This is a genomic window from Mesorhizobium sp. M6A.T.Ce.TU.002.03.1.1 (assembly GCF_003997275.1).
In the GTDB taxonomy this organism is placed as follows: Bacteria; Pseudomonadota; Alphaproteobacteria; order Rhizobiales; family Rhizobiaceae; genus Mesorhizobium; species Mesorhizobium mediterraneum.
Map to the genome: position 1 here is coordinate 12,647 of NZ_RZTI01000046.1, position 21,483 is coordinate 34,129.

21 protein-coding genes are annotated in these 21,483 nt (G+C 62.8%); 11 read left to right on the forward strand and 10 right to left on the reverse strand.

The window, feature by feature from the left end; all coding sequences use genetic code 11:
* Nucleotides 1–174 precede the first annotated feature (174 nt).
* From ligA to EOC93_RS15760, 4 genes are all read left to right on the forward strand, one after another.
* A complete protein-coding gene (ligA, locus tag EOC93_RS15745) occupies nt 175–2,328 on the forward strand; it encodes an NAD-dependent DNA ligase LigA (RefSeq protein ID WP_127205068.1) in 2,154 nt (717 codons plus the stop codon).
* Complete coding sequence (locus EOC93_RS15750) at nt 2,325–3,020, forward strand: TIGR02453 family protein (RefSeq protein WP_127205069.1); 696 nt, start codon at nt 2,325–2,327, stop codon at nt 3,018–3,020. Before ligA ends, EOC93_RS15750 begins: the two co-directional genes overlap by 4 nt.
* A gap of 150 nt (nt 3,021–3,170) precedes the next feature.
* Complete coding sequence (locus EOC93_RS15755; protein ID WP_126105896.1) at nt 3,171–3,899, forward strand: AzlC family ABC transporter permease; 729 nt, start codon at nt 3,171–3,173, stop codon at nt 3,897–3,899.
* On the forward strand, nt 3,896–4,192 hold the full coding sequence (locus EOC93_RS15760) for an AzlD family protein (RefSeq protein ID WP_095483346.1): 297 nt from the start codon (nt 3,896–3,898) through the stop codon (nt 4,190–4,192). The genes EOC93_RS15755 and EOC93_RS15760 overlap by 4 nt, the downstream gene beginning before the upstream one ends.
* Nucleotides 4,193–4,221: 29 nt before the next feature.
* Here the strand turns inward: EOC93_RS15760 and EOC93_RS15765 are convergent, their stop codons facing one another.
* A complete protein-coding gene (locus tag EOC93_RS15765; RefSeq protein ID WP_127205070.1) occupies nt 4,222–6,066 on the reverse strand; it encodes an aminopeptidase P family protein in 1,845 nt (614 codons plus the stop codon).
* A gap of 271 nt (nt 6,067–6,337) precedes the next feature.
* On the opposite strand from EOC93_RS15765, the gene EOC93_RS15770 reads away from it, so the two are divergent.
* Nucleotides 6,338–6,523, forward strand: a complete 186-nt coding sequence (locus EOC93_RS15770) for a hypothetical protein (RefSeq protein WP_095483353.1) — start codon at nt 6,338–6,340, stop codon at nt 6,521–6,523.
* A 34-nt stretch (nt 6,524–6,557) separates the two neighbouring features.
* Here EOC93_RS15770 and EOC93_RS15775 read toward each other — a convergent pair whose 3' ends face one another.
* Complete coding sequence (locus tag EOC93_RS15775) at nt 6,558–7,430, reverse strand: 50S ribosomal protein L11 methyltransferase (protein ID WP_127205071.1); 873 nt, start codon at nt 7,428–7,430, stop codon at nt 6,558–6,560.
* Nucleotides 7,431–7,495: 65 nt separating this feature from the next.
* The gene (locus tag EOC93_RS15780; protein ID WP_127205086.1) at nt 7,496–8,074 is read right to left on the reverse strand and encodes an SCO family protein; all 579 of its coding nucleotides are present in this window, start codon (nt 8,072–8,074) and stop codon (nt 7,496–7,498) included.
* A gap of 200 nt (nt 8,075–8,274) precedes the next feature.
* Between EOC93_RS15780 and EOC93_RS15785 the strand changes: the two genes are divergently transcribed.
* From EOC93_RS15785 to EOC93_RS15795, 3 genes are all read left to right on the forward strand, one after another.
* Complete coding sequence (locus tag EOC93_RS15785; protein WP_127205072.1) at nt 8,275–8,778, forward strand: CreA family protein; 504 nt, start codon at nt 8,275–8,277, stop codon at nt 8,776–8,778.
* A gap of 96 nt (nt 8,779–8,874) precedes the next feature.
* Nucleotides 8,875–9,516, forward strand: coding sequence for a DapH/DapD/GlmU-related protein (locus EOC93_RS15790; protein ID WP_127205073.1), 642 nt, complete (start codon nt 8,875–8,877; stop codon nt 9,514–9,516).
* 93 nt (nt 9,517–9,609) lie between these two features.
* A complete protein-coding gene (locus EOC93_RS15795) occupies nt 9,610–10,038 on the forward strand; it encodes a low affinity iron permease family protein (RefSeq protein ID WP_164547170.1) in 429 nt (142 codons plus the stop codon).
* Between the two features lie 3 nt (nt 10,039–10,041).
* Here EOC93_RS15795 and EOC93_RS15800 read toward each other — a convergent pair whose 3' ends face one another.
* The gene (locus EOC93_RS15800; protein WP_127205074.1) at nt 10,042–10,908 is read right to left on the reverse strand and encodes an SDR family NAD(P)-dependent oxidoreductase; all 867 of its coding nucleotides are present in this window, start codon (nt 10,906–10,908) and stop codon (nt 10,042–10,044) included.
* 134 nt (nt 10,909–11,042) lie between these two features.
* On the opposite strand from EOC93_RS15800, the gene EOC93_RS15805 reads away from it, so the two are divergent.
* A complete protein-coding gene (locus EOC93_RS15805) occupies nt 11,043–11,324 on the forward strand; it encodes a hypothetical protein (protein ID WP_029351415.1) in 282 nt (93 codons plus the stop codon).
* 6 nt (nt 11,325–11,330) lie between these two features.
* Here the strand turns inward: EOC93_RS15805 and EOC93_RS15810 are convergent, their stop codons facing one another.
* Nucleotides 11,331–11,906, reverse strand: coding sequence for a TMEM175 family protein (locus EOC93_RS15810; protein WP_127205075.1), 576 nt, complete (start codon nt 11,904–11,906; stop codon nt 11,331–11,333).
* Nucleotides 11,907–12,059: 153 nt separating this feature from the next.
* Here EOC93_RS15810 and EOC93_RS15815 point away from each other — a divergent pair, with 153 nt between their 5' ends.
* Nucleotides 12,060–13,202: an MFS transporter gene (locus EOC93_RS15815; RefSeq protein ID WP_127205076.1), complete on the forward strand. Its 1,143-nt coding sequence runs from the start codon at nt 12,060–12,062 to the stop codon at nt 13,200–13,202.
* A gap of 62 nt (nt 13,203–13,264) precedes the next feature.
* On the opposite strand, the gene EOC93_RS15820 is transcribed toward EOC93_RS15815, so the two are convergent.
* Nucleotides 13,265–13,702: a hypothetical protein gene (locus EOC93_RS15820; protein WP_245461471.1), complete on the reverse strand. Its 438-nt coding sequence runs from the start codon at nt 13,700–13,702 to the stop codon at nt 13,265–13,267.
* Complete coding sequence (locus EOC93_RS15825) at nt 13,699–16,389, reverse strand: UvrD-helicase domain-containing protein (RefSeq protein WP_127205077.1); 2,691 nt, start codon at nt 16,387–16,389, stop codon at nt 13,699–13,701. Before EOC93_RS15825 ends, EOC93_RS15820 begins: the two co-directional genes overlap by 4 nt.
* A 253-nt stretch (nt 16,390–16,642) precedes the next feature.
* Between EOC93_RS15825 and EOC93_RS15830 the strand changes: the two genes are divergently transcribed.
* The gene (locus EOC93_RS15830) at nt 16,643–18,955 is read left to right on the forward strand and encodes a glucose/quinate/shikimate family membrane-bound PQQ-dependent dehydrogenase (protein ID WP_127205078.1); all 2,313 of its coding nucleotides are present in this window, start codon (nt 16,643–16,645) and stop codon (nt 18,953–18,955) included.
* Nucleotides 18,956–18,964: 9 nt separating this feature from the next.
* On the opposite strand, the gene EOC93_RS15835 is transcribed toward EOC93_RS15830, so the two are convergent.
* From EOC93_RS15835 to EOC93_RS15845, 3 genes are read right to left on the reverse strand one after another with little or no spacing between them, the layout of a single operon-like run.
* The gene (locus tag EOC93_RS15835; protein WP_127205079.1) at nt 18,965–19,216 is read right to left on the reverse strand and encodes a hypothetical protein; all 252 of its coding nucleotides are present in this window, start codon (nt 19,214–19,216) and stop codon (nt 18,965–18,967) included.
* Nucleotides 19,217–19,264: 48 nt separating this feature from the next.
* Complete coding sequence (locus EOC93_RS15840) at nt 19,265–20,059, reverse strand: class I SAM-dependent methyltransferase (RefSeq protein WP_127205080.1); 795 nt, start codon at nt 20,057–20,059, stop codon at nt 19,265–19,267.
* Between the two features lie 10 nt (nt 20,060–20,069).
* Nucleotides 20,070–21,443 carry a cytochrome P450 gene (locus EOC93_RS15845; RefSeq protein ID WP_126105913.1) on the reverse strand — a complete coding sequence of 458 codons (1,374 nt, stop codon included), beginning with the start codon at nt 21,441–21,443 and terminating at the stop codon, nt 20,070–20,072.
* Nucleotides 21,444–21,483 lie beyond the last annotated feature (40 nt).

The window sequence follows — 21,483 nt, forward strand, 5'->3', positions numbered from 1 at the left end:
GATTTTCTCACGATCTGGCTCCCTTGCGGGAAAATCCTGATCTATTGTGGCGCCGCCGCTACAGCGCCGCGCGTCCTTTCGGACGTGCAAAGGACGCTGTAGCAATTTGATTTTGCGCATAGTCATTTCCGAAGATCGTTCCGAGCTTCGGGATCATGCGTCGAGGAGCAGTGCATGTCCGAAAAACCTGTCGATTCGCTTGATGAAAGCGAGGCAGCAAGCGAGCTGAAGCGGTTGGCGCAGGAAATCGCCGGCCATGATTTGCGCTATCATGCCGAAGATGCGCCGACGATTTCGGACGCCGCCTACGACGCACTGCGGCGGCGCAATCTCGCCATCGAGCAGCGTTTTCCTCATCTTGTGCGCGAGGATTCGCCGTCACGGAAAGTCGGGGCGGCGGTCTCGGAGAAATTCGGCAAGATCGTCCATGCCATTCCGATGCTGTCGCTCGACAACGCTTTTGCCGATGCCGACGTGATCGATTTCGTCGGCCGCATTCGCCGCTTCTTGCGGCTCGGTGCCGACGCGCCGTTGGCCATGACGGCCGAGCCGAAGATCGACGGCCTGTCGCTGTCGCTGCGCTACGAGGCGGGACGGCTGGTGACGGCAGCAACGCGTGGCAACGGCCAGGTCGGCGAGGATGTGACAGCCAACGCCCGCACCATCGCTGAGATTCCCAATGTGCTTTCGGGGGATTTTCCCGAAGTATTGGAAGTGCGCGGCGAGGTCTATATGCGCCTCACTGATTTCGCCGAGCTCAATCGCCGCAATGCCGACGCCGGAAAGCAGGTTTTCGCCAATCCGCGCAACTCGGCGGCAGGCTCCTTGCGCCAGCTCGACACCTCGATCACCGCCAGCCGGCCGCTGCGGTTTTTCGCCTATGCCTGGGGCGCGGTGAACGCCATGCCCGCCGACACGCAGATGGGCATGGTGGCAGCGTTCGAGCGCTTTGGCTTCAGGGTCAATCCGCTGATGAAGCTGTTCGATAGTGTCGAAGGGCTGCTCGAACAATACCGGCTGATTGAATCCAACCGGGCGACACTTGGCTACGACATCGACGGCGTCGTCTACAAGGTGAACAGCCTTGAGCTGCAGCAGCGGCTGGGCTTCGTGTCACGCTCGCCACGCTGGGCGATCGCGCACAAATTCCCCGCCGAGAAGGCGACGACGATCCTGACCGGCATAGACATCCAGGTCGGCCGCACCGGCGCGCTGACGCCGGTGGCGCGGCTTGTGCCGGTGACGGTCGGCGGCGTCGTGGTGACCAACGCGACGCTGCACAATGAGGACTACATCAAGGGCATCGGCAATAGCGGCCAGCCGATCCGCGAAGGCCGTGACATTCGCGTCGGCGACACGGTGAGCATCCAGCGTGCTGGCGATGTCATTCCGCAGGTCATCGACGTGGTCATGGAAAAGCGGCCGCCCGACAGCATGCCATATGCATTCCCAGTGCTTTGCCCGGCCTGCGGCAGCCACGCCGTGCGCGAGGAGGGTGAAGCGGTCAGGCGCTGCACAGGCGGTTTGATCTGCCCCGCGCAAGCGGTGGAGCGTCTGCGCCATTTCGTGTCCCGAGGCGCTTTTGATATCGAGGGGCTGGGCGAGAAGCAGATTGAGTTCTTCTTCCATGCCGAGGATCCGTCGCTGCGCATCTATTCGCCGGCCGACATCTTCACGCTGAAGGCACGGCAGGCAGCATCGCTGACCAAGCTCGAGAATGTCGACGGTTTCGGCGCGACCTCGGTGCGCAAGCTGTTCGCGGCAATCGACGACCGGCGGCAGGTCGAGTTCTCGCGCTTCCTCTATGCGCTCGGCATCCGCCACATCGGCGAGACCAACGCCAAACGGCTGGCCCGCCATTTCCTTTCCTTTGCCGATTTCCGCGAAACCGGGCAAAGCGCCGTCATGCCGGCCGGCAAGGGCGACCCGGGCAACGCCGCCTGGCAGGAGTTGAACGGCATCAACGGCATCGGCTCGATCGTGGCCGAAGCGGTGGTTGACTTCTTCGCTGAAGACCATAACCGGCAGGCGCTCGACGCATTGCTGGCGGAAGTAACAGTGCTCGACGAGGAGCCAGTCGGTGGCGTGTCGTCGCCGGTCTCCGGCAAGGCGGTGGTCTTCACCGGTGCGCTGGAGAAAATGTCGCGCGACGAGGCCAAGGCAATGGCCGAAAAGCTCGGCGCCAAGGTCGCCGGCTCGGTGTCGAAGAGGACCGATCTCGTCGTTGCCGGACCAGGTGCGGGCTCCAAGCTCAAGCTCGCCACCGAGCTCGGTATCGAAGTGATCGACGAGGATGCGTGGTTCGTGCGGATCGGCAAGGGCGGATGACGGCCGCTGCGTTCAACGGTTTCGGCCAAAAGGCAATTCCCTTCCTCAAGGCGCTCAATTTTCATCAGCGCCGGGAGTGGTTTGTCGAGAACCGCGACCTTTTCGAAAGCGAGTTGCGCGATCCTTTCGGCGATCTGGTCGAAACGCTCTCCGAGCGCTTCGCTGTAGTGGGGCTGGGGTTGCGCGGCGATCGCAAGAAGTCGCTGTTCCGGATCAACCGCGACGTGCGTTTCGCCAAGGATAAACGACCCTATAACCGGCATCTGTCGGCAATTCTTTCGCCTGACGGCACCAAGATGGAACAGGGCGTGTTGTTCGTCTATATCGGGCTTGAGCGCTGCTTTGCCGCCGTTGCCTGGTGGCAACCCGGGCCGGCGCTTTTGCTGGCGATGCGCCAAGCCATCGGGACACGGCCGGGTGAATTCCGAGCGCTGATCAAGGCGTTGAAGCAAAACCGTCTCGAACTTGATCCGGAAGGCTGCATGAAGCGCACACCGCGTGGCTTCGAGCATGTCACCGACATCGACCTCGTGGCCGCCATCCGCAATCGGCATTTCGTAGTCCGGCACGAGATCGACCCTGCGGGAATCCACAGTGCGGCACTGGTCGACGAACTCGTCGATTTCACCATGCGGGCCAAGCCGCTGCTCGACTGGGGCAGGGCGATCGAAGGCCAAGTCCCGGTGGACTAAGCTCCGGACCGATGATGCAGGCCTGAACGTGCAAAATGGTTGCGCGATCATTTCCGCTGATCGTTTGGCTCAAGCGAATTGGTGTGACAAGGCAAGTGGCGCTCCCTACATACGACCTTTCTCCAAAAGAATGGTCCCAAGGAGTGGCTGATGTCGGCGGAAGCAATCTCCGAAAACCGCGCGAAGAGCGATTTCTGGCAAGGCGTGCGGCTCAGCATGCCCGTCGTGGTGGCGGCGGCGCCGTTTGGACTGCTGTTCGGTGCGCTTGCCGTCGACAATGGTTTTTCGGTGCTCGAAGCCGTCCTGATGAGCGCCATGGTTTACGGCGGCGCGAGCCAGATGGTGGGTATCGAATTGTTCGGGCAGCATGTCGCGCCATGGCTGATCGTGCTGTCGATCTTCGCCGTGAATTTCCGCCATGTGCTTTATTCCGCCGGTATCGGCCGGCGCATCGCGCACTGGCCGCTGATCCAGCAAGCGGTAGGCTATTTCCTGCTCACCGATCCGCAGTTCGCGGTGGCTGAGCGTAAGGCGGAAGCCGGCGAGACGGTCGGCTTCGCCTGGTACATGGGGCTGGGACTGCCGGTCTATGTGTTCTGGGTAACCGAAAGCGCGCTCGGCGCGATGTTCGGCAAGCTCATTCCCGATACGCATGCGCTGGGCATCGATTTCCTGCTGCCGATCTATTTTCTCGGACTGGTCATGAGCTTTCGCAAACGGCCACTGTGGCTACCGGTGGTCGTCGCCAGTGCTGCTGCCTCCATCATAGCCTACAAGACGGTGGGCTCGCCCTGGCACGTCTCCATTGGCGCCGTGGCCGGCGTGCTGCTCGCCGTCATCCTGCCGCCGCACCACAGTGGTGTGGAGGCGCGGCCATGAGCACAACCCTGTGGATCATCATCGCCGGCGCGATCGCCACCTATCTCACCCGCATCGGCGGCCATCTGGTCATCTCGCGCTTCGAAAACATCCATCCGCGCGTCGAGGCCGGGCTGAATGCGGTGCCGGCGGCGGTGCTGACCACTCTGGTCGCGCCGGCAGCGCTGAGCGCCGGGCCGACGGAATGGGCGGCATTGATCGTCGCCGGGCTGGTCTCGCTGCGCGGCGGGCTTATGGCGATGTTTTTGGCCGGTGCCGCCGTGCTGATCCTCGCCCGGCAGTTCGTCGGATAGACGAAACCTGCTACACGCCTTTGTGAAAATCACGACTTCTGGTCGTGCGGCAGCGGTGCGGTTGCCTTTTCCAGCCATGCCAGCATCTCGCCGTCGAGCATTGGTCCGATCTCGGCCAGCACGCGCGCATGATATTGGTCGAGCCAATGCAACTCGTCACGCGTCAAAAGGTCGGACCGCACCAGCCTGGTGTCGATGGGCGCCAGCGTCAGCGTCTCGAAGCCATGCATGGCGATGTCGCCGCCCTCTATCTGCTCGGCTGGCGTCACTAGGAGGAGATTCTCGATGCGGATGCCGTAAGAGCCTTCCTTGTAGTAGCCCGGCTCGTTGGAGAGGATCATGCCCGCCAGCAGCTTTTCAGTGCCGGTCTTGGCGATGCGTTGCGGTCCTTCGTGGACGGCCAGATAGGAGCCGACGCCGTGGCCGGTGCCGTGGGCGAAATCGCAGCCATGTCTCCACAGGGCAAGACGCGCCACGGCATCGATTTCGGAGCCGCGCGTGCCCGGGGGAAAGCGCAGCATGGAAATGCCGATCATGCCCTTCAGCACCAGCGTGAAGCGTTCGCGCATTTCCTCGGTCGGCTTGCCGATCGGCACAGTGCGGGTGATGTCGGTGGTGCCGTCCTGATACTGCCCGCCGGAATCGAGCAGGAACAGCTCGCCAGACTGAAGCTTTCGGCTGGTGGCGCGGGAAACGCGGTAGTGCATGATGGCGCCGTTCGGACCGGCGCCCGAGATCGTGTCGAAGGACACGTCGCGCAGCGGCATCTGCGTTTCCTCGCCCGTGCTCCGTCGGCATTCCTCGAGCTTGGTGACGACGGCGATTTCGTCGAGCTTGCCGGGTTTCTGGCGGTCGAGCCAGCAGAGCAGCTTGGCCACCGCGGCGCCATCGCGGCGATGCGCGGCGCGGGCGCCGTTGATCTCGGCCTGGTTTTTCGTCGCGCGTGGAATGCGGGCAGGGTCAGGCGCTGAAATGACGGTGCCGCCATTGTCCTCGACCAGCATGCTGAGCTTCTCCGCCGCCAGCACCGGGTCCAGCGCGATTTTTGCGCCGCCCTTGGCCAGAGCCACGATAACAGCTTCGAATTCACCGGGCTGGTGCAATTCGGCGAGCTGCGTCAGATAGGCCGCGACGGTGCGCGAAAACTTGCGCTGGTCCATGAAAAGCTGGTGCGACCCGTCGGCGGCGAGCACAGCGAAGCCGAGCGCCAGCGGCGTATGCGGCACGTCGCCGCCGCGGATGTCGAAGGCCCAGGCGATGGAGGACGGGTCGGTCAGCACGGCATGGGTGGCGCCATCCTTGCCGATGGCCGACGCCAGCCGCGCCAGCTTGTCCTTGGCCAGTTCGCCGGCAAAGGCGATCGGATGGAGCTCGACCGGCGCCCGCGGCGGGTCGGGCTGGTCCTTCCAGATGGCGTCGATTGGATTCTTCTCGAGCGGCACCAAAACCGCCCCCGATTTTTCGGCCGAAGCTTTCAGCGCTTTCACGTCGCCGATCGTCTGCAGCCACGGATCGAAGCCAAGCCGCACGCCCTTGCCGAGATTGTCCTTGATCCAAGTGGGAGGCGGATTGTCGACCAGGCTTTCGATCGAGAAGATGTCGAGATCGACTTCCTGGCGCACCTGCAGCGTGTAGCGTCCGTCGACGAACATGACGGCGCGGCCGCCGAGCACGATGGCGATGCCGGCCGAGCCGCTGAAGCCGGTCAGCCATTTCAGCCGCGCCGAGCGGTCGGCGACATATTCGCCCTGATGCTCATCGGCACGCGGCACGATGAAGCCATCCAGGCCGTTGGCCGCCAGCCATTGACGCAGCAGCGCCACCCGCGGCTTGCCGACGGCTGGGTCGCCGGCGGAATCAAAAGTCTGGAACATGACGGGGCTCTCCTCGGATGCTGGCGCGACCCTAGCGCATGACCCCGAAAATCGGAATCGACTTTTGCTGGGCTGATCGTCGGTTCGGAGAAAATCAGCGCAAGATCAAAGTGCTACAGCATCAGCCGCCTGACAACCGACGGGATTTGGTCCAGCAGCATCGCTTTTGCGCATAGACGCCATGCAGAATCAGCGATTTTCAAATAGGTCAGCAGAGCTTACCTTTTTGGAGTGGAGGAACGACTCTTATTGCACTGCAAAGGAGACCATCATGTCCACGATTTCAGCCAGACGCGGATTTTTCCGAAGCGCCATGAACGCTCTCATCGAAGCGCGCCAGCGCGAAGCGAGCCGCTATGTGAGCGGCGTTCTGCTTGGCTTTGACGACGAAACGCTGAAAGCGCACGGCTACGATCGCGAAGAGCTGAGGAAGGCGGCAAGGTCGCCCTACGTCTAAGCGACTTGCTGCTTGCGTTTGAAGGCGCTGCGCGTCACCGCTTGAGGTGGATAGTCACCCAGCCCTCGCGGTGCAACGTCCTGACATGGCGGAACCGCTGGCCGACATAGGCCGAGATCACTGCGTCTCGCTGCCGGTCGAGGATGCCTGATAGCACGATCGAGCCGCCCAAGGTGACATGCCCGGCCATTTCGGGCGCCAGCCGCATCAGCGGCCGCGCCAGTATGTTGGCGACGATGAGGTCGAAGGGGCCGCGCGCGGCAAAGATCGGATGGTGGAAGCCCGGCGCCGTCGCCGTTTCGACGAGCGCCTTGACGTGGTTGAGCCGCGCATTGGCGGCTGCGACCTTTATGGCGACCGGATCGATATCGGTCGCCAGCACCGGGATGTGGGCGAGCTTGGCCACCGCGATCGCCAGCACGGCACTGCCGGTGCCGAGGTCGAGCGCGTTGCGCGGGTGCTCGCGCCGCACGACCTGTTCCAGTGTTTCGAGGCAGCCGGCGGTGGTGCCGTGATGGCCGGTGCCAAAGGCGAGGCCCGCTTCGATCTCGATGGCGAGCTCGCCGCTGTGGCGCTTCCTGCGGTCATGCGCGCCGTGGACGAAGAAACGGCCGGCGCGTACCGGTTTCAGTCCCTCCAGCGAGCGCGTCACCCAGTCGATATCAGGCACGGGCTCGCGCGCAATCGGCCTCGACAGGGCAAGCCCGGCAAGAACCTCTTTCACGCGCGCCTCGACGGCATCGACATCGCCGTCGGCATAGAGCGACACTTCGTGGATGTCGCGATCCTCATCGACTTCGAGGATGGCAATCGGCAGGCCCTCGTCCTCAAAGGCTGCTTCGAACGCCGCGAAGATACGGTCGGCCTCGATCTTTCCAGTGGTGAAATAAAGCCGCGTTTGGGTCATCAACGGATTTTCTTTGTGAGCATGATCTTGTCCGAAAACCGGTTCCCACTTTTCGGGATCATGCACTAACCTTCCGCCGCCAGCCGCTTGAGCTTGGCGATGGCGGTGTCCGAGCTTTCGCCATAGGCGATGGTGCCGGCGAAGTCGCCCCTGGCGTTGAGCAGCAGCACCGACGCGGTGTGATCCATCGTGTAGTCGCCGTTGCCGGTATCGACCTTTTTCGAATAGATGCCGAAGGATTTGGCCATGGCGTGGACCTTGTCAGGATCGCCGGTGATGCCGAGGATGCGGTCGGAGAAATTGCTGATATAGGCGTTCATGATTTCGGGTGTGTCGCGTTCCGGGTCCACCGAGACGAAATAGGCGCGCAGGTTCTTGCCGTCGTCACCCATCGTCTTCAGCCAGCCGGCCAGTTCGAACAGCGTGGTCGGGCAGACCTCCGGGCAATGGGTGAAACCGAAGAAGACGACGCTGGGGTGGCCGCGAAAGGCAGCCTCGGTGACCGGAGCGCCCTTCTGGTCGACCAGCGTGAACGGCGCGCCGAACGGCTCGCCGCCATAGTGCCCGCGGTACCAGTCGAAGGTGAGCCAGCCGATGCCTGCTGCCATCAGGACAAGAATGCCGACCAGTATCGAACGCATCATCAATTGGGTGTCCGTCGTGATTTTCATTGGCGCCGTATCGGCGCAAGCTTGTTCGGCGAACACTCTTAACGGTTTGATCTCGCGCGCGCAAAGATGTCGCGTTGCCGCAACCGGCATGCCTGTCAAAAAATGATCCGCTTGCAAAGCGCTGCCGCCGGTCCCACCTGAGGTCGGCAAAACTCGAACCGCAGGAGGCTTCCTTGCAAGGACTGATTGGGCGAAAACTGATCGGCGGCGCTTTGGCCGCATGCCTTGTCATCGGTGCTGGTGCGGCTTTCGCCCAGGAGGTCGGCAAGGTCGGCGTCGACTGGCTCGGCAACGACATCATCGTCGAGGCGATCAAGGATCCGAAGGTCGAAGGCGTGACCTGCCACGTCTCCTATTTCGACCGCGGCGTGATCGATCGCTTGCAAAAGGGCAACTGGTTCGAGGATCCGTCCGATTCCTCGATCTCCTGCCGCCAGACCGGGCCGATCACCATCAGCGACATCGACATGAGCGAGGCCGGCGAGGAGGTGTTCAAGCAGGGCATCAGCCTGATCTGGAAGAAGCAGGTGGTGAACCGCATCTACGACAAAACCAATGAGACCCTGATCTATCTGTCGCACTCGCGCCAGGTGCAGGACGGTTCGGCGAAAATGTCGGTCACCACCGTGCCGCTCTACAGCCAGAACGTGGTGTGGACCAACGGCAAGCCAAAATAGCAATTTGAAGTGCTACAGCGTCCTTTGCGCGCCCAAACGGGCGCGCGGCGCTGTGGTTGGCTTGCGAGAGCGTTCGCGGCGGCGTAAAGCGCCGGCATGGACTGTCCCGAAAACCTCGTCCTGAAAGACCCCGAGCCGCGTATCCATCCGACCGCGGAGTTGAAGGCGTGCAAGCTTGGACGATACGCCTCGATCGGCGAGCGGGTCATCTTGCGTGAAGTCATAGTCGGTGATTTCTCTTATTTCGAGCGCCACGCCGAGGCGATCTACACGACCATCGGCAAGTTCTGTTCGATCGCCGCCAACAGCCGCATCAACGCGCTGGAGCATCCGATTGAGCGGCTGACCCAGCACAAGGTCAGCTACCGCCCGAACGAGTATTTTCGCTGGCTGGGTGTCGACGCGGCTTTCCGGGAACGACGGCGGGCGCAATCCGTCAGCATCGGCCACGATGTCTGGATCGGCCATGGCGCGGTGATCATGCCTGATGTGACCATCGGCAATGGCGCGATCATCGGCGCCAATGCGGTGGTGACGCGCGACGTTCCTGCCTATGCGATTGTCGCCGGCGTTCCGGCCAGGCAATTGCGCCAACGCTTCGCGGCGGACATCGCCGCGCGGATCGAACGTCTTGCCTGGTGGGACTGGCCGGTCGAGAAACTGGCCAAGGCGGTCCCCGACATGCAGGCGCTGTCCATCGAGGTTTTCCTCGACCGCTGGGAAAACGAAATACCCTGATCTTGCGGGTGCGTGCACGGCTATGTCCGTGAAATTCCGTGAAATCCCTCCTTTCAGGGAACCCGGAGCGGTTGCCGGTTGTTTCTCCCTGCCATGATAGAGAAGCGTTTCACGAAGATCGCCAACTACGTCGCCCATCTCGCCGGTCTGCCGTCGACATTCGCCATCTGCTGCCTGATCATCATGGCCTGGGCGATAAGCGGGCCGATTTTCGGCTTTTCCGATACGTGGCAACTCGTCATCAATACCGGCACGACGATCGTCACCTTCCTGATGGTGTTCCTCATCCAGAACACCCAGAACCGCGATGGCACGGCGATTCAGACGAAACTCGACGAGTTGATCCGGGCCGGCAAAGCTCACAATACTTTTATCGGCATCGAACACCTGACCGAATCCGAGGTCGAGGAGATCCGCAAAAAATGTGAACAGGCGGCGAAACGGCATGACCAGAAGATCGCCGATGCGGCGGTCAAGAAAGCCGCTGCGCAAAAGCGCGGCTCGAAGAGCCGTGCGGCGTAAGCGTCAGCTTTCCATGAACGCCGCGAAAGCGTCCTTGTGGTCCGGGTGCCAGCGCGACAGAGCAGGGCGGTTCTCGATGATGTCGCCGATCGCCCAGGCCATGCGCTTTTCGTCCATGGGTCGTGTCGCCTCGTTGTCGGGGCACAGGATGTAGAAGTCGCCACGCACCAGCGCGGTCAGCATGAAGTCGATCACCTGCTCGCCTGTCCAGGCACCGGCGGGTTTTTTGGTCGCGCCCTCGGTCAGGCCGGTAAAAGTGAACCCCGGAATGAGCAGATGCGCCGCAACCTTTGCGCCGGGCTCGTTGCGCAGCGCGTGTGCCACGCCTTCGGTGAAGGTCTTCACGCCTGATTTGGAGACGTTGTAGGCAAGGTTGCCGGGCGGCGTGGTGATGCCTTGCTTGGAGCCGGTGTTGACGATCAGGCCCGGCCTGCCGGCCGCCAGCATGCGCGGCGCGAAGGCCTCGACGCCATGGACGACGCCCCAGAAATTGATGTCCAGCAGCCGCTTCCAAGCGTCGCGGTTCTCCCAGGGTTTGCCGGGATTGTTGCCGACCCCGGCATTGTTCATCAACAAAGACACCTCGCCGAAGGTACCGAATGCCTTTTCGGCCAGCAGGTCTAGTTCGTCGGCCTTGGAAACATCGGTGGCGACAGCAAGCACCGCGTTATCGCCGGCAATTGTGGCAATGGCGCGGGCAGCCTCGTCGAGCCGCGCGCCACCGATATCGGCCAGCACGATTTTCAGGCCCATCGCCGCCAGCCGCTTGGCCGCAGCAAGGCCGATGCCGCTGGCGCCGCCGGTGATGACGGCAGCGTTGCCGGAGGCAAGGGCAGGCAAAGCGCTCTGGATTTCGGCGTCGGTGGTCATGGCGATAGTGTCCTCTTCGAGTTGCGCCGAACTTAACGCGGCGAGGGGCTCGCGCAAGCCCGCTTTGGCGTCCTTGGGTTGACCATATCGGCAGGCGCTGCGCATGCTGTCCTGACAAAAAGGAGATTTACCGATTGACCGACTGGATCGAGATCCTGAAAGAACAGACCGCTACTGGCGACCAGATGAGCCGCGAAGTGCCGCAAATGCTTGCCAATCCCGACATCAGCGAAGCGCAAGTGAAGACGCTGTTTTCGGCGCTCGAAAAACAGGCGGAATTCGTCGAGAAGCTGCGCATGGCACTGGAAAAATTCGGCCATGATTTTTCGGTGATCAAGGCGGCCGAGCGGCTGGAGGAACGCTACGCCGATCTTGCTGCCTCGGTGGCGGAAAAGCTGAAAGCGATGCGAGGCTAGGCAGACCTATTTTTCGATCTGCTTTTCGAACCGCTTGTCCGGCACGAACCAGATCATGGCAACCAGCACATAGAGCGCGACGCTGATCCATTGATTGACGAAGGTCAGCGGAATGGCGGCGATGTAGAGGACCACCGAGATCTTTTCCTTGCGGTCGGTGCCTACCGCTCTGGCGAAGGCAGTGTCGTTGCCATGCAACCGATGCAGCATGACGACCAGAATGAAGTAGGCGGCCGCGCAAAGCGCCAGGACAACACCGTAAACGGCGACAGGCACCGGCGCGAAATGGTTTTCACCCATGAAGGCGGTGGTCACGGGCATCAGCGACAGCCAGAACAGCAGATGCAGATTGGCCCACAGCACGCGGCCATCGACGCGCTGCACGGTGTGGAACATGTTGTGCAAATTGTTCCAGTAGATGCCGACATAGATGAAGGACAGCACGTAGCTGAGAAAGGTGGGCCACAGAGGTGCCAGCGCGGAAAAATCCGGGCTATGCGGCACCTTCAATTCCAGCACCATGATGGTGATGATGATGGCCATGACGCCATCGGTAAATGCCTCGACCCGTCCCTTGCCCATGGGTTCTCCCTACCAATGCGCTGAAGTTAAAAGATGATTTTGCGCAGCGCCACCGGCAATAGCGTCAAACTTATCAGAAGCAAGTCCGGGGAGGGGAACACATGGCGCGAAAGAGGCGTTAGCGTCACGATTCCCTGACAACTGGAGGTCGAAATGATCGCCATGACGCGCGATAACGAGCTCGGCGGCAGGGCGGCAATGGCCGCCGTTGCTGCCATGATCGCAGTTCTTTTCGCCGGCAGAACGGTGCTGACGCCGCTTTACGTCATCTACAAACAGGCGTTCGGCTTCTCGCAGATCACGCTTACCTTAGTCTATGCCGTCTATGTCATCGGTAACCTAGCGGCGCTTTTGATGTTCGGGCGCTTATCCGATGTCATCGGCCGCCGGCCGGCCGCCCTGGCGGCAATGGCGGTGGCGGTCGTCAGTGCGCTGTCTTTCCTGTTCGCCGAAAATGTTGCGTGGCTCGACATCGCCCGGATTCTGAGCGGCCTGGGAATAGGCGTCGGTGCGGGAACCGGCACCGCCTGGCTCGCCGAGTTGGTCGCAGCCGACGACAAATCACGCGCCGCCATCATTGCCACCAGCACCAATTTTCTGGGTCTTGGTCTGGGCGCGCTGGCGGCGGGATTGCTTGCTGAATATGCGCCGTGGCCACTAAGGCTGACATTCGTCGTTTATCTTGCGGTGCTCGTCCTTGTCACGGTGCTGGTCTGGCGCACGCGGGAAACCATTTCACAACCGGGAAAACTGGCCGATATCTCCATGCAGCCACGGTTCTCGGTGCCTGGTGAAATCCGCACCGGGTTCGTGGCACCAGCGGTAACCGGCTTCGGCGCCATGGCGCTGGTCGGTTTCTACGCGGCGCTCGCACCGAGCATCCTGGCACAGCAGCTCCATGTGACCAATCATGCCGAGGCAGGCGCCTTATTCTTCGAGCTGGCGATCGTGGCCGCCGTCACCATTTTGGCGACGACACGCCTTTCGAGCCGCGGCACCATGCTCGCGGCTCTGGTCCTGATGATCCCGACCGTCGCACTGATCGTAGCGGCGCAGGTCTTCGCTTCGATGGCGATCATGATCGCCGCGACTGCGTTCTGCGGCGTCGCGGCAGCGCTCGGCTATCGTGGCAGCCTGCAAGTGGTCAACCAGATCGCGCCGGCCGACCGCCGCGCCGAAGTGGTCTCAGCCTTCTTTATCTGCTGCTTTTGCGGCAATGCGCTGCCGGTCATCGGTATTGGCATTTTATCGACGGTGACAAGCGCGACCATGGCAAGCCTGGCCTTTGCGGCATGATCACGGTCTTTTCCCTGGTGGCGCTCGCATTCGGAGCCAGGTATGCGCGGTGAGCCGATCGTTCAGCCGTTCGGCGTCTCGGGCGAAAGATGCGCGCGCTGGCGCGGCACGCCGAGACCGGTGTCCGGCGGCTCGCCGGCGGCCGGCCTGTCCTCGATCATATGCATGGTGCGCCAGCGGCCGAAGCGGTAATAGGCCGCTGCCAGCGCGAGCGACGTGATCGAGCCGACCGGAAAGCTCCACCACAGCGCTTCCTCGCCGATCACGCTTCGGAAGAAATAGGCGAAGCTGGTGCGCACCAGAAGCACCGAGATCACCAGGATGATCAGAGGCGGCATCACCGCGCCGGTGGCGCGCACCGTGGCGAAGAGCACGATGGTGACGCCGAACAGGATGAAGGACCAGGACGCGACCTTGTTGATGTGGGTGGCAATGTCGATTGCGGCGAGGGTCGGCGTGCGTCTGATCCGGCTCTTTTTATTGATTTTGCTGTCTCTCACACCCCGGTGACAAATCCATCCAGCACGCGTTTCTGGCCGGCCTTGTCGAAGTCGATGGTCAGCTTGTTGCCGTCGATGGCCGAAATGTTGCCGTTGCCGAATTTCTGGTGGAAGACGCGGTCGCCGACATTGAAGGCCGACGGCGTGTCAGCGACGGATTTGGCGACCAGCTCGCCGTCGATGGTCCGGCCTTTTACGCTGGTGCGGCCGGCACCATAGCCCGAGTCGGTCTCGCCATAGCCGATGCGCTCGACCTGATGGCCGGAGCGCGAGCCCCAGTTGCGGTCGGTTGCCTCGGTGCGGTTCTGTTGCGCGCGCTGCCAGCCCGGCGTCGCATAGGTGTTGGAGAAGGCGCCGGATTTCTCGGCTCCGACATTGTCGAAACGCGAGGCGCCATAGGGGTTCTGCCTTCCTGCTCCTTGGCCGCCACGGCCCGATGCGAACGAGCCGCCGCCATAGGAATTGCCGTAACCGCCGTAGCTGTTGCCGCTTTCGGCGACCTCGACATGGGCTTCCGGCAATTCGTCGAGGAAACGCGACGGGATCGTCGATTGCCACAGACCATGGATGCGGCGGTTGGAGACGAACCACAAATGCAGGTTCTTCTTGGCACGGGTCAGGCCGACATAGGCCAGCCGCCGTTCTTCCTCCAGCCCGGAGCGGCCGCCCTCGTCGAGTGCGCGCTGGTGTGGAAAAAGGCCTTCCTCCCAGCCGGGCAGAAAAACGGTCTCGAATTCGAGGCCCTTGGCCGAATGCAGCGTCATGATGTTGACGGCGTCGAGCTCGGCGTTCTGCTCGGCGTCCATCACGAGTGCGACATGTTCGAGGAAGGAGCGCAGCGACTCATACTCCTCCATGGAGCGGATCAGTTCTTTCAGGTTTTCCAGCCGGCCAGGAGCTTCCACCGAGCGGTCGTTCTTCCACATATCGGTATAGCCGCTCTCCTCCAGTATGGTCTCGGCCAGCTCGGTGTGCGGCGTGGTTTCCAGCGCCTTCTGCCAGCGCTCGAAATTGGCTGATACCTCGCGCAGCGCGGCGCGCGGCTTCGGCTTCAACTCGTCGCTTTCGGCGAGCTTGGCGGCGGCCTCCAGCATCGGGATGCGCAGCGCCCTGGCGGTATCGTGGATCTGGCGGATGGTGGCTTCGCCCAACCCGCGCTTCGGCACGTTGACGATGCGCTCGAAGGCAAGGTCGTCTGCGCCTTGCGCGACGACGCGGAAGAAGGCCAGCGCATCGCGGATTTCGAGGCGTTCGTAGAAGCGCGGGCCGCCGATGACGCGGTAGTTGAGGCCGAGCGTGACGAAACGGTCCTCGAATTCGCGCATCTGGAAGGACGCTCGGACAAGAATGGCCATGTCGTTGAGATTGTGCTTCTGCCGCTGATAGGCTTCGATGGTTTCGCCGACGGCGCGGGCTTCCTCCTCGGAATCCCAGGCGGCATGGACATGCACCTTCTCATCGTCTTCCGCGATTTTTTCGGTGAACAGCGTCTTGCCGAAGCGGCCTTCATTGTGGGCGATGAGGTGGGAGGCGGTGCCGAGGATGTGCGCGGTGGAGCGATAGTTGCGCTCCAGCCGGATGATCGTGGCGCCGGGGAAGTCCTTGTCGAAGCGCAGGATGTTGTCGACCTCGGCCCCGCGCCAGCCGTAGATGGATTGGTCGTCGTCGCCGACGCAGCAGATATTAACCGTGGCCGGGCGCGGGTTTCCCTCCCCCTTGAGGGGAGGGTGGCCGGGCAAAGCCCGGCCGGGTGGGGTCCGTGCGGCAGTGCTCGACGCTCTGGCGGTGCCTTCTGAGGCGACCCCCTCCGCCCGCTTCGCGGGCACCTCCCCCTCGAGGGGGGAGGATTGTGGCCGCTGCGCCAAAAGGCGCAGCCATATGTACTGCGCGGTGTTGGTGTCCTGATATTCATCGACGAGGATGTAGCGAAAACGCTTATGATATTCCTTCAGCACGTCCGGATTGGCGCGGAAGATGCGGATCGGATGGCACAGGAGGTCGCCGAAGTCGCAGGCGTTCAGCGTCTTCAGCCGCTCCTGGTAGGCCTTGTAGAGTTCTCGGCCCTTGCCGTTGGCGAAGGCGCGGGCGTCGCCCTCGGGAATGTCGGCGGGGCCAAGCCCCTTGTTCTTCCAGCCGTCGATCATCTGGGCGAACTGCTTGGCCGGCCAGCGCTTGTCGTCCAGCCCTTCGGCCTGGATGAGCTGCTTGATCAGGCGCACGACATCATCGGTGTCAAGAATGGTGAAATCGGATTTGAGCCCGGCAAGCTCGGCGTGCCGGCGTAAGAGCTTCACGCCAATCGAGTGGAAGGTGCCGAGCCACGGCATGCCTTCCACATTGCCTTCGCCGATCAAGAGGCCGATGCGCTGCTTCATTTCGCGCGCGGCCTTGTTGGTGAAGGTGACGGCGAGGATCTGCGACGGGAAGGCCTTACCGGTGGCGAGGATGTGGGCGATGCGGGTGGTCAAGACGCGCGTCTTGCCGGTGCCGGCGCCGGCCAGCACCAGAACCGGGCCTTCGGTGGTTTCCACCGCCAGCCGCTGCTCGGGGTTGAGCCCGTTCAGATAATCGGGCGCATTGTTGTGGCCGCTGCGGGCAGCCATGGCGCGCGCAGCAATGCCCGACGGGGCCACAGGCCGCGCGTTCGGTTCGTCAAAAAAAGGCATATCTTCCGAAAAGCCGGACATCTCCCCCGAATGTAGTGATTCGGCAGCGAAAGGCCAGAAGTGTCTCCGTTTTGTTCTCTGTCCAGTCCGTAGAACCACAATCTGGATGGGTCCGCGACCCAAAACGTCGAGCTTGCTGTGGGTCCACGCCTAAAACGCGGAGCTTGCTTGACAGCCACGGCGGGTCGGAGAAAGTTGTGCTCGGGGCAGGAACGCAATGCCGGGTTGCCCATAGACGCGTTGCGAAGCGCGCACCAGTCGAAGGAGCATCGTCTTGGCTGTCGTCGTTACCTCCCTCATCCTTTTCCTCATCGGCCTGGCGCTTGGCGGCGGCGGCATCTGGTTAGCTTCGCTGGGCGGCAGTTGGTACTACATTATTGCCGGCATCGCCTTCCTCGTCGCTGGCTGGCTGCTCTACAGGCGCAAATCCATGGCGCTGTGGCTCTACGCGGCGATCGTCATCGGCACGCTCTGCTGGGCGGTCTGGGAAATCGGCTTCGACTGGTGGGAACTCGGTCCGCGCGGCGGCATCATCGTGCTTATCTCGTTGTGGCTATTGACGCCGTGGGCGCGGCGCGGGCTCACCGGTCCCGATGGACGCGCGCCGCTGATCCTCGCGGTGCTGGCGTCGCTTGCCGTCGCCGGCTATTCGATGACAACCGATCCAAAGGATATCGCCGGCCAACTCAACACCGATGAGGTGACGCCGACGGCCGACCTCGGCGGCAACGTGCCAGCCGGCGAATGGCACTATTACGGTCGCACGCAGTATGGCCAGCGCTATTCGCCGCTCGATCAGATCACCGCCGAGAACGTTGCCAATTTGCAGCCGGCCTGGACCTATCGCACCGGTGACGTGAAAGGGCCCGACGACGTCACTGAGACAACCTATCAGGTGACGCCGCTGAAGGTCGCCGACACGCTCTACATTTGCACACCGCACAATTTCGCCATTGCCATAGATGCCGCGAGCGGCAAGGAGAAATGGCGCTTCGATCCCCAGGTCAAGCTGGACAAGGACCGCCAGCACCAGACGTGCCGCGGCGTGTCCTATTATGCCGATGCCAAAATCGCCGCCGGCCAGCCCTGTGCAGCACGCGTCTATCTGCCGACATCCGACGCCCGGCTGATCGCGCTCGACGCCGCGAATGGCCAGGTCTGTCCCACATTTGCCGAAGGCGGCACGTTGAACCTGCTCGCCAACATGCCATATCCGAAGCCGGGCTATTATTATTCGACGTCGGCGCCGCTGATCGTCGCCAACAAGATCATCGTCGGCGGCGCGGTCAACGACAATTATTCAACGCAGGAGCCGTCCGGCGTCATCCGTGCCTTCGACGTCGACACCGGCGCCCTGATTTGGAACTGGGATTCGGGCAATCCGGACCAGACGACGCCACTGGCACCGGGTCAGACCTATACCAACAACTCGCCCAACATGTGGTCGACGGCGAGCGCCGACGAGAAGCTCGGTTTGCTCTATGTGCCGCTCGGCAACAAGACGCCGGATCAGCTCGGCGCCGGGCGGAGCGCCAATGACGAGAAATTCTCCTCTTCGGTCACAGCGCTCGATCTCAACACCGGACAATTGCGGTGGGTGCGGCAGACCGTGCATCACGATCTCTGGGACATGGACGTGCCGGCGCAGCCGACGCTGGTCGACATCACCACGGCTGCCGGCGTCGTGCCGGCGCTGGTCGGGCCGACCAAACAGGGCGACCTCTATGTGCTCGACCGGCGCAGCGGCGAGCCGATCGTCCCGATCAACGAAGTGCCGGCGCCGGGCGGCGCGATCGAGGGCGACCACACCTCGCCGACGCAGCCGGTTTCGGACCTGAGCTTCAATCCGAAGCCGCTGACCGGCGCCGACATGTGGGGCATCACCATGTTCGACCAGCTGGCTTGCCGGATCGAGTTCCTTAAACTGCGCTACGAGGGCCGCTACACGCCGCCGTCGCTGCAAGGCTCGCTGATCTATCCCGGCAATTTCGGCACGTTCAACTGGGGCGGCGTGGCGGTCGATCCGGTCCGGCAGGTGATGTTCGGCATGCCGACATACCTGGCGTTCATCTCCAAGCTGGTGCCGCGCGCGGACGTGCCGCCGCCGGGCGATACCAAAGGCAGCGAACAGGGCCTCAACCGCAATGAAGGTGCGCCTTATGCAGTGATATTGAAGCCGTTTCTGTCGCCGCTCGGCATCCCCTGCCAGGCACCGCCCTGGGGCTATGTCGCGGGCGCCGATCTCAGGACCGGCAAGATCGTCTACAAGCATCGCAACGGCACCGTCTACGACATGACGCCGCTGCCGCTGCCGTTCAAGGTCGGCGTGCCGGGCATCGGTGGGCCGATGATCACCGCCGGCGGCGTCGCCTTCCTTGGTGCTGCGGTCGACGACTTCTTCCGCGCCTATGATCTGACGACCGGCAGGCAGCTCTGGCAGACCCGGCTGCCGGCCGGCGGGCAGTCGACGCCGATGACCTACACGGTCGCCGATGGACGCCAATTCGTGGTCATCGTCGCCGGCGGCCATGGCTCGGTCGGCACCAAGCCGGGGGATTATGTGATGGCCTACACGCTGCCGAAGTAGAGAGTTCTTTCAGAGGCCAGGATTGCTTTTCACGCTGCTTGCAGGCCGGCGCCGGTTGCTGCGGACCTTGACCATCGATCGCCTGGTGGCAGCGAAGGCTGCGGACCGGAACGTCAGTAGGGCAGCGCCGGCAAGCACGAATGCGCTTACGAGGATCGGGGTGGGGAAGGTCATGCGCGTTTGTTCCTTCTTGTCAGAGCCAGCCAGCGTGGGCGACGTCACCACCAGCAGCTTTCCTTTATATTGTGGCAGGAACGTCAAGATTTGCCATCAATTACAAAAACGTGATGACGGCGTGGCGCGATCGCGTTACGGCTTTCGCGCCGAGACCAGCAGATAGGCCCTGGCGACAGCGCCGAAATAACCGGCGATGAGCCGGCAGACGATGGCGGTGCCGAGGCTGGACTTCAGGCTCATGGTGCCTTTCGCCCGTTCCGATGCCGGCCACGCGACGAGGCTGCGGCGGAAGCCGCCAAGGCAATTGTCGGTGGCGTCCTCTACCTTGACGTCCTGAAAGCCGGCCGCGCCGAACAGCACCCGGTAGGAAGCAATGTCGGAGACCAGATTGGCCTTCGGCACGCCAAGGCGATCAGAGATTGCAGAGGTGAAACCCCGAAACAGGATGTCGGACAGCACCAGCACGCCGCCGGGCTTGAGCACCCGGAAGGCTTCCGCGACGAAAGCCGCACGCGTATCGAAATGGAAGGCCGCCTCGACGCAGATGATCGCGTCGAAACTCTCGTCGGCGAAGGCGAGCTTGACGGCATCCATCTGCAGCACCGTTGCACCGGGAGCGTTCTGGCGCGCCGTCGCAACCTGGGCGGCGGAGATGTTGATGGCGGTGACGGCCTCCGGCGGATAGGACAGCAGCAACCGTTTCGTCGATGCGCCGAGCCCGCAGGCGACGTCGAGGATGCGGCCGTCCTTCTTCGGCAGCCGCGCCAGCAACGTGTCGACAAGCGCTTCGCTGGCTTCGCGCTGCGACGTGGCGCCCGTCGCCCAGTAGCCGAAATTGTAGAATCCGCTACCGCCGTAGTAGCGGCGCTGCTTGCTGCTCTTCATGACCCGGTCGTAGATGCGGATCATTTTCTGCTGCGCGACCATTGGCAGTTTCCTATGTCAGTGCCGGGATCACGACGAGCTCGCGGAACCGGCCAGTCGCCCGGACCGAACGGGCAGCCTCGCCGCGCGGGCGCATGATCACCTCGACGTTGCCGATCGGCGCCAGGGTTACTCTGGTGCGGTAGGCGATCCGCGCTGCCGGCGACAGCTCCACCGAGCGCTTCGACAGGATGGTGGCCAACGCGATCTTCATCATCTGCAGGCCGAAGGTGACGCCGGGGCACATGTGGCCGCCTGCGCCGAATACCGTGTACTGGAACGGCGATGGCCGGATTGTGGCCCAGCGGTCCGGCCGAAAGCTGTCGGGATCGGGATAGAGCGATGGATCGCGGTTGATCGTCATGGCGCTGATCAAAACCAGATCGCCGCGGGTAATCGGCTCTGCGCCCAGTATCGTCGTCCTGGTCGCCCTGCGCATCTGCAAGGGCACCGGCGGGAAAAGCCGCATCGCTTCCCTGATCGTTGCGTCGAGCAGCGGCAGCGTGCCGATCCGGTTCATTGTAGCAGGCCTGCCGCCGGTTGCCGCGTCGATCTCCGCGACCAGTCCTGCCATGGCGTCCGGATGCTGGGTGAGCAGGATCACGGTCCAGGCCAGCGCGTTCTGGCAGGTGTCATAGGCAGCGCCGAAGACGAAGCTGACGATGCCGCCGATCAGTTCGACCGAGGGTGGCTTGCCCACCTCGTCGGTGTTGTTGACGAGGATCGACAGGATGTCCTGCGCGTCCTTGTTGCCGCGCTTTTCCTCCGCCCAGGAAAGGATGGCGCGTTCCTGACCCTCGGCCTCGCGGAGCCAGCGGAAGAAAGCGGGGGTGGGGACGATCCAGCTCGCCTGCATCGCCCGCGCAATCATCTCGGCGATCGGCATGGCGCGCCGGTGGTCGTCGCCGAAGAGAAGGCCGATCGCCAAATGCTTGGCCATCGTCTTTGCGGCCTCTGTCAGCGGAAAGGCGGCGCCGAGCGGCCAACTCGCGACCTGTTCAGCGGCGATCCGCGCCATCTCAGGGCTCATCGCCATGACGGCTGGTCGCTTCAGCGGCGGTGCGAAAAGTTTGCGATAGTGCTCATGACGTTCGCCGCGCAGTCTCGTCATGCCGTAGGACAGGCGTTGTGAGGCGCCCGACCTCTTGCTGGTCGCACTGATCTGGACGTTGCGCCAAGTCTCGGTATCGGACAGCATGGTCTTGTAGAGTTCGGCATCGGCGATCATGAAGACGCGGCGCGGCTTTGCCGCGGTCGAGTGCGGGTAGTCAGCGCGGATGAAGAGGCCGAAGGCGCGATGCGCGTTACGCGCTGCCGTCAGCGGCTCGGCCGCGAAACGGGCCATCAGCCCGAGCGTGCGCCATTTCCCCACTTTGTATGCCAGCATGCCCCACCCAAGCTCGACATAGCCGCAAGCTTACGGATGT

Bases quoted from the DNA above. Each gene is read 5' to 3' on its own strand.
- ligA (WP_127205068.1), top strand. From the start codon at position 175: ATGTCCGAAAAACCTGTCGATTCGCTTGATGAAAGCGAGGCAGCAAGC.
- EOC93_RS15750 (WP_127205069.1), top strand. From the start codon at position 2,325: ATGACGGCCGCTGCGTTCAACGGTTTCGGCCAAAAGGCAATTCCCTTC.
- EOC93_RS15755 (WP_126105896.1), top strand. From the start codon at position 3,171: ATGTCGGCGGAAGCAATCTCCGAAAACCGCGCGAAGAGCGATTTCTGG.
- EOC93_RS15760 (WP_095483346.1), top strand. From the start codon at position 3,896: ATGAGCACAACCCTGTGGATCATCATCGCCGGCGCGATCGCCACCTAT.
- EOC93_RS15765 (WP_127205070.1), bottom strand. From the start codon at position 6,066: ATGTTCCAGACTTTTGATTCCGCCGGCGACCCAGCCGTCGGCAAGCCG.
- EOC93_RS15770 (WP_095483353.1), top strand. From the start codon at position 6,338: ATGTCCACGATTTCAGCCAGACGCGGATTTTTCCGAAGCGCCATGAAC.
- EOC93_RS15775 (WP_127205071.1), bottom strand. From the start codon at position 7,430: ATGACCCAAACGCGGCTTTATTTCACCACTGGAAAGATCGAGGCCGAC.
- EOC93_RS15780 (WP_127205086.1), bottom strand. From the start codon at position 8,074: ATGATGCGTTCGATACTGGTCGGCATTCTTGTCCTGATGGCAGCAGGC.
- EOC93_RS15790 (WP_127205073.1), top strand. From the start codon at position 8,875: ATGGACTGTCCCGAAAACCTCGTCCTGAAAGACCCCGAGCCGCGTATC.
- EOC93_RS15795 (WP_164547170.1), top strand. From the start codon at position 9,610: ATGATAGAGAAGCGTTTCACGAAGATCGCCAACTACGTCGCCCATCTC.
- EOC93_RS15800 (WP_127205074.1), bottom strand. From the start codon at position 10,908: ATGACCACCGACGCCGAAATCCAGAGCGCTTTGCCTGCCCTTGCCTCC.
- EOC93_RS15810 (WP_127205075.1), bottom strand. From the start codon at position 11,906: ATGGGCAAGGGACGGGTCGAGGCATTTACCGATGGCGTCATGGCCATC.
- EOC93_RS15815 (WP_127205076.1), top strand. From the start codon at position 12,060: ATGATCGCCATGACGCGCGATAACGAGCTCGGCGGCAGGGCGGCAATG.
- EOC93_RS15825 (WP_127205077.1), bottom strand. From the start codon at position 16,389: ATGTCCGGCTTTTCGGAAGATATGCCTTTTTTTGACGAACCGAACGCG.
- EOC93_RS15840 (WP_127205080.1), bottom strand. From the start codon at position 20,059: ATGGTCGCGCAGCAGAAAATGATCCGCATCTACGACCGGGTCATGAAG.
- EOC93_RS15845 (WP_126105913.1), bottom strand. From the start codon at position 21,443: ATGCTGGCATACAAAGTGGGGAAATGGCGCACGCTCGGGCTGATGGCC.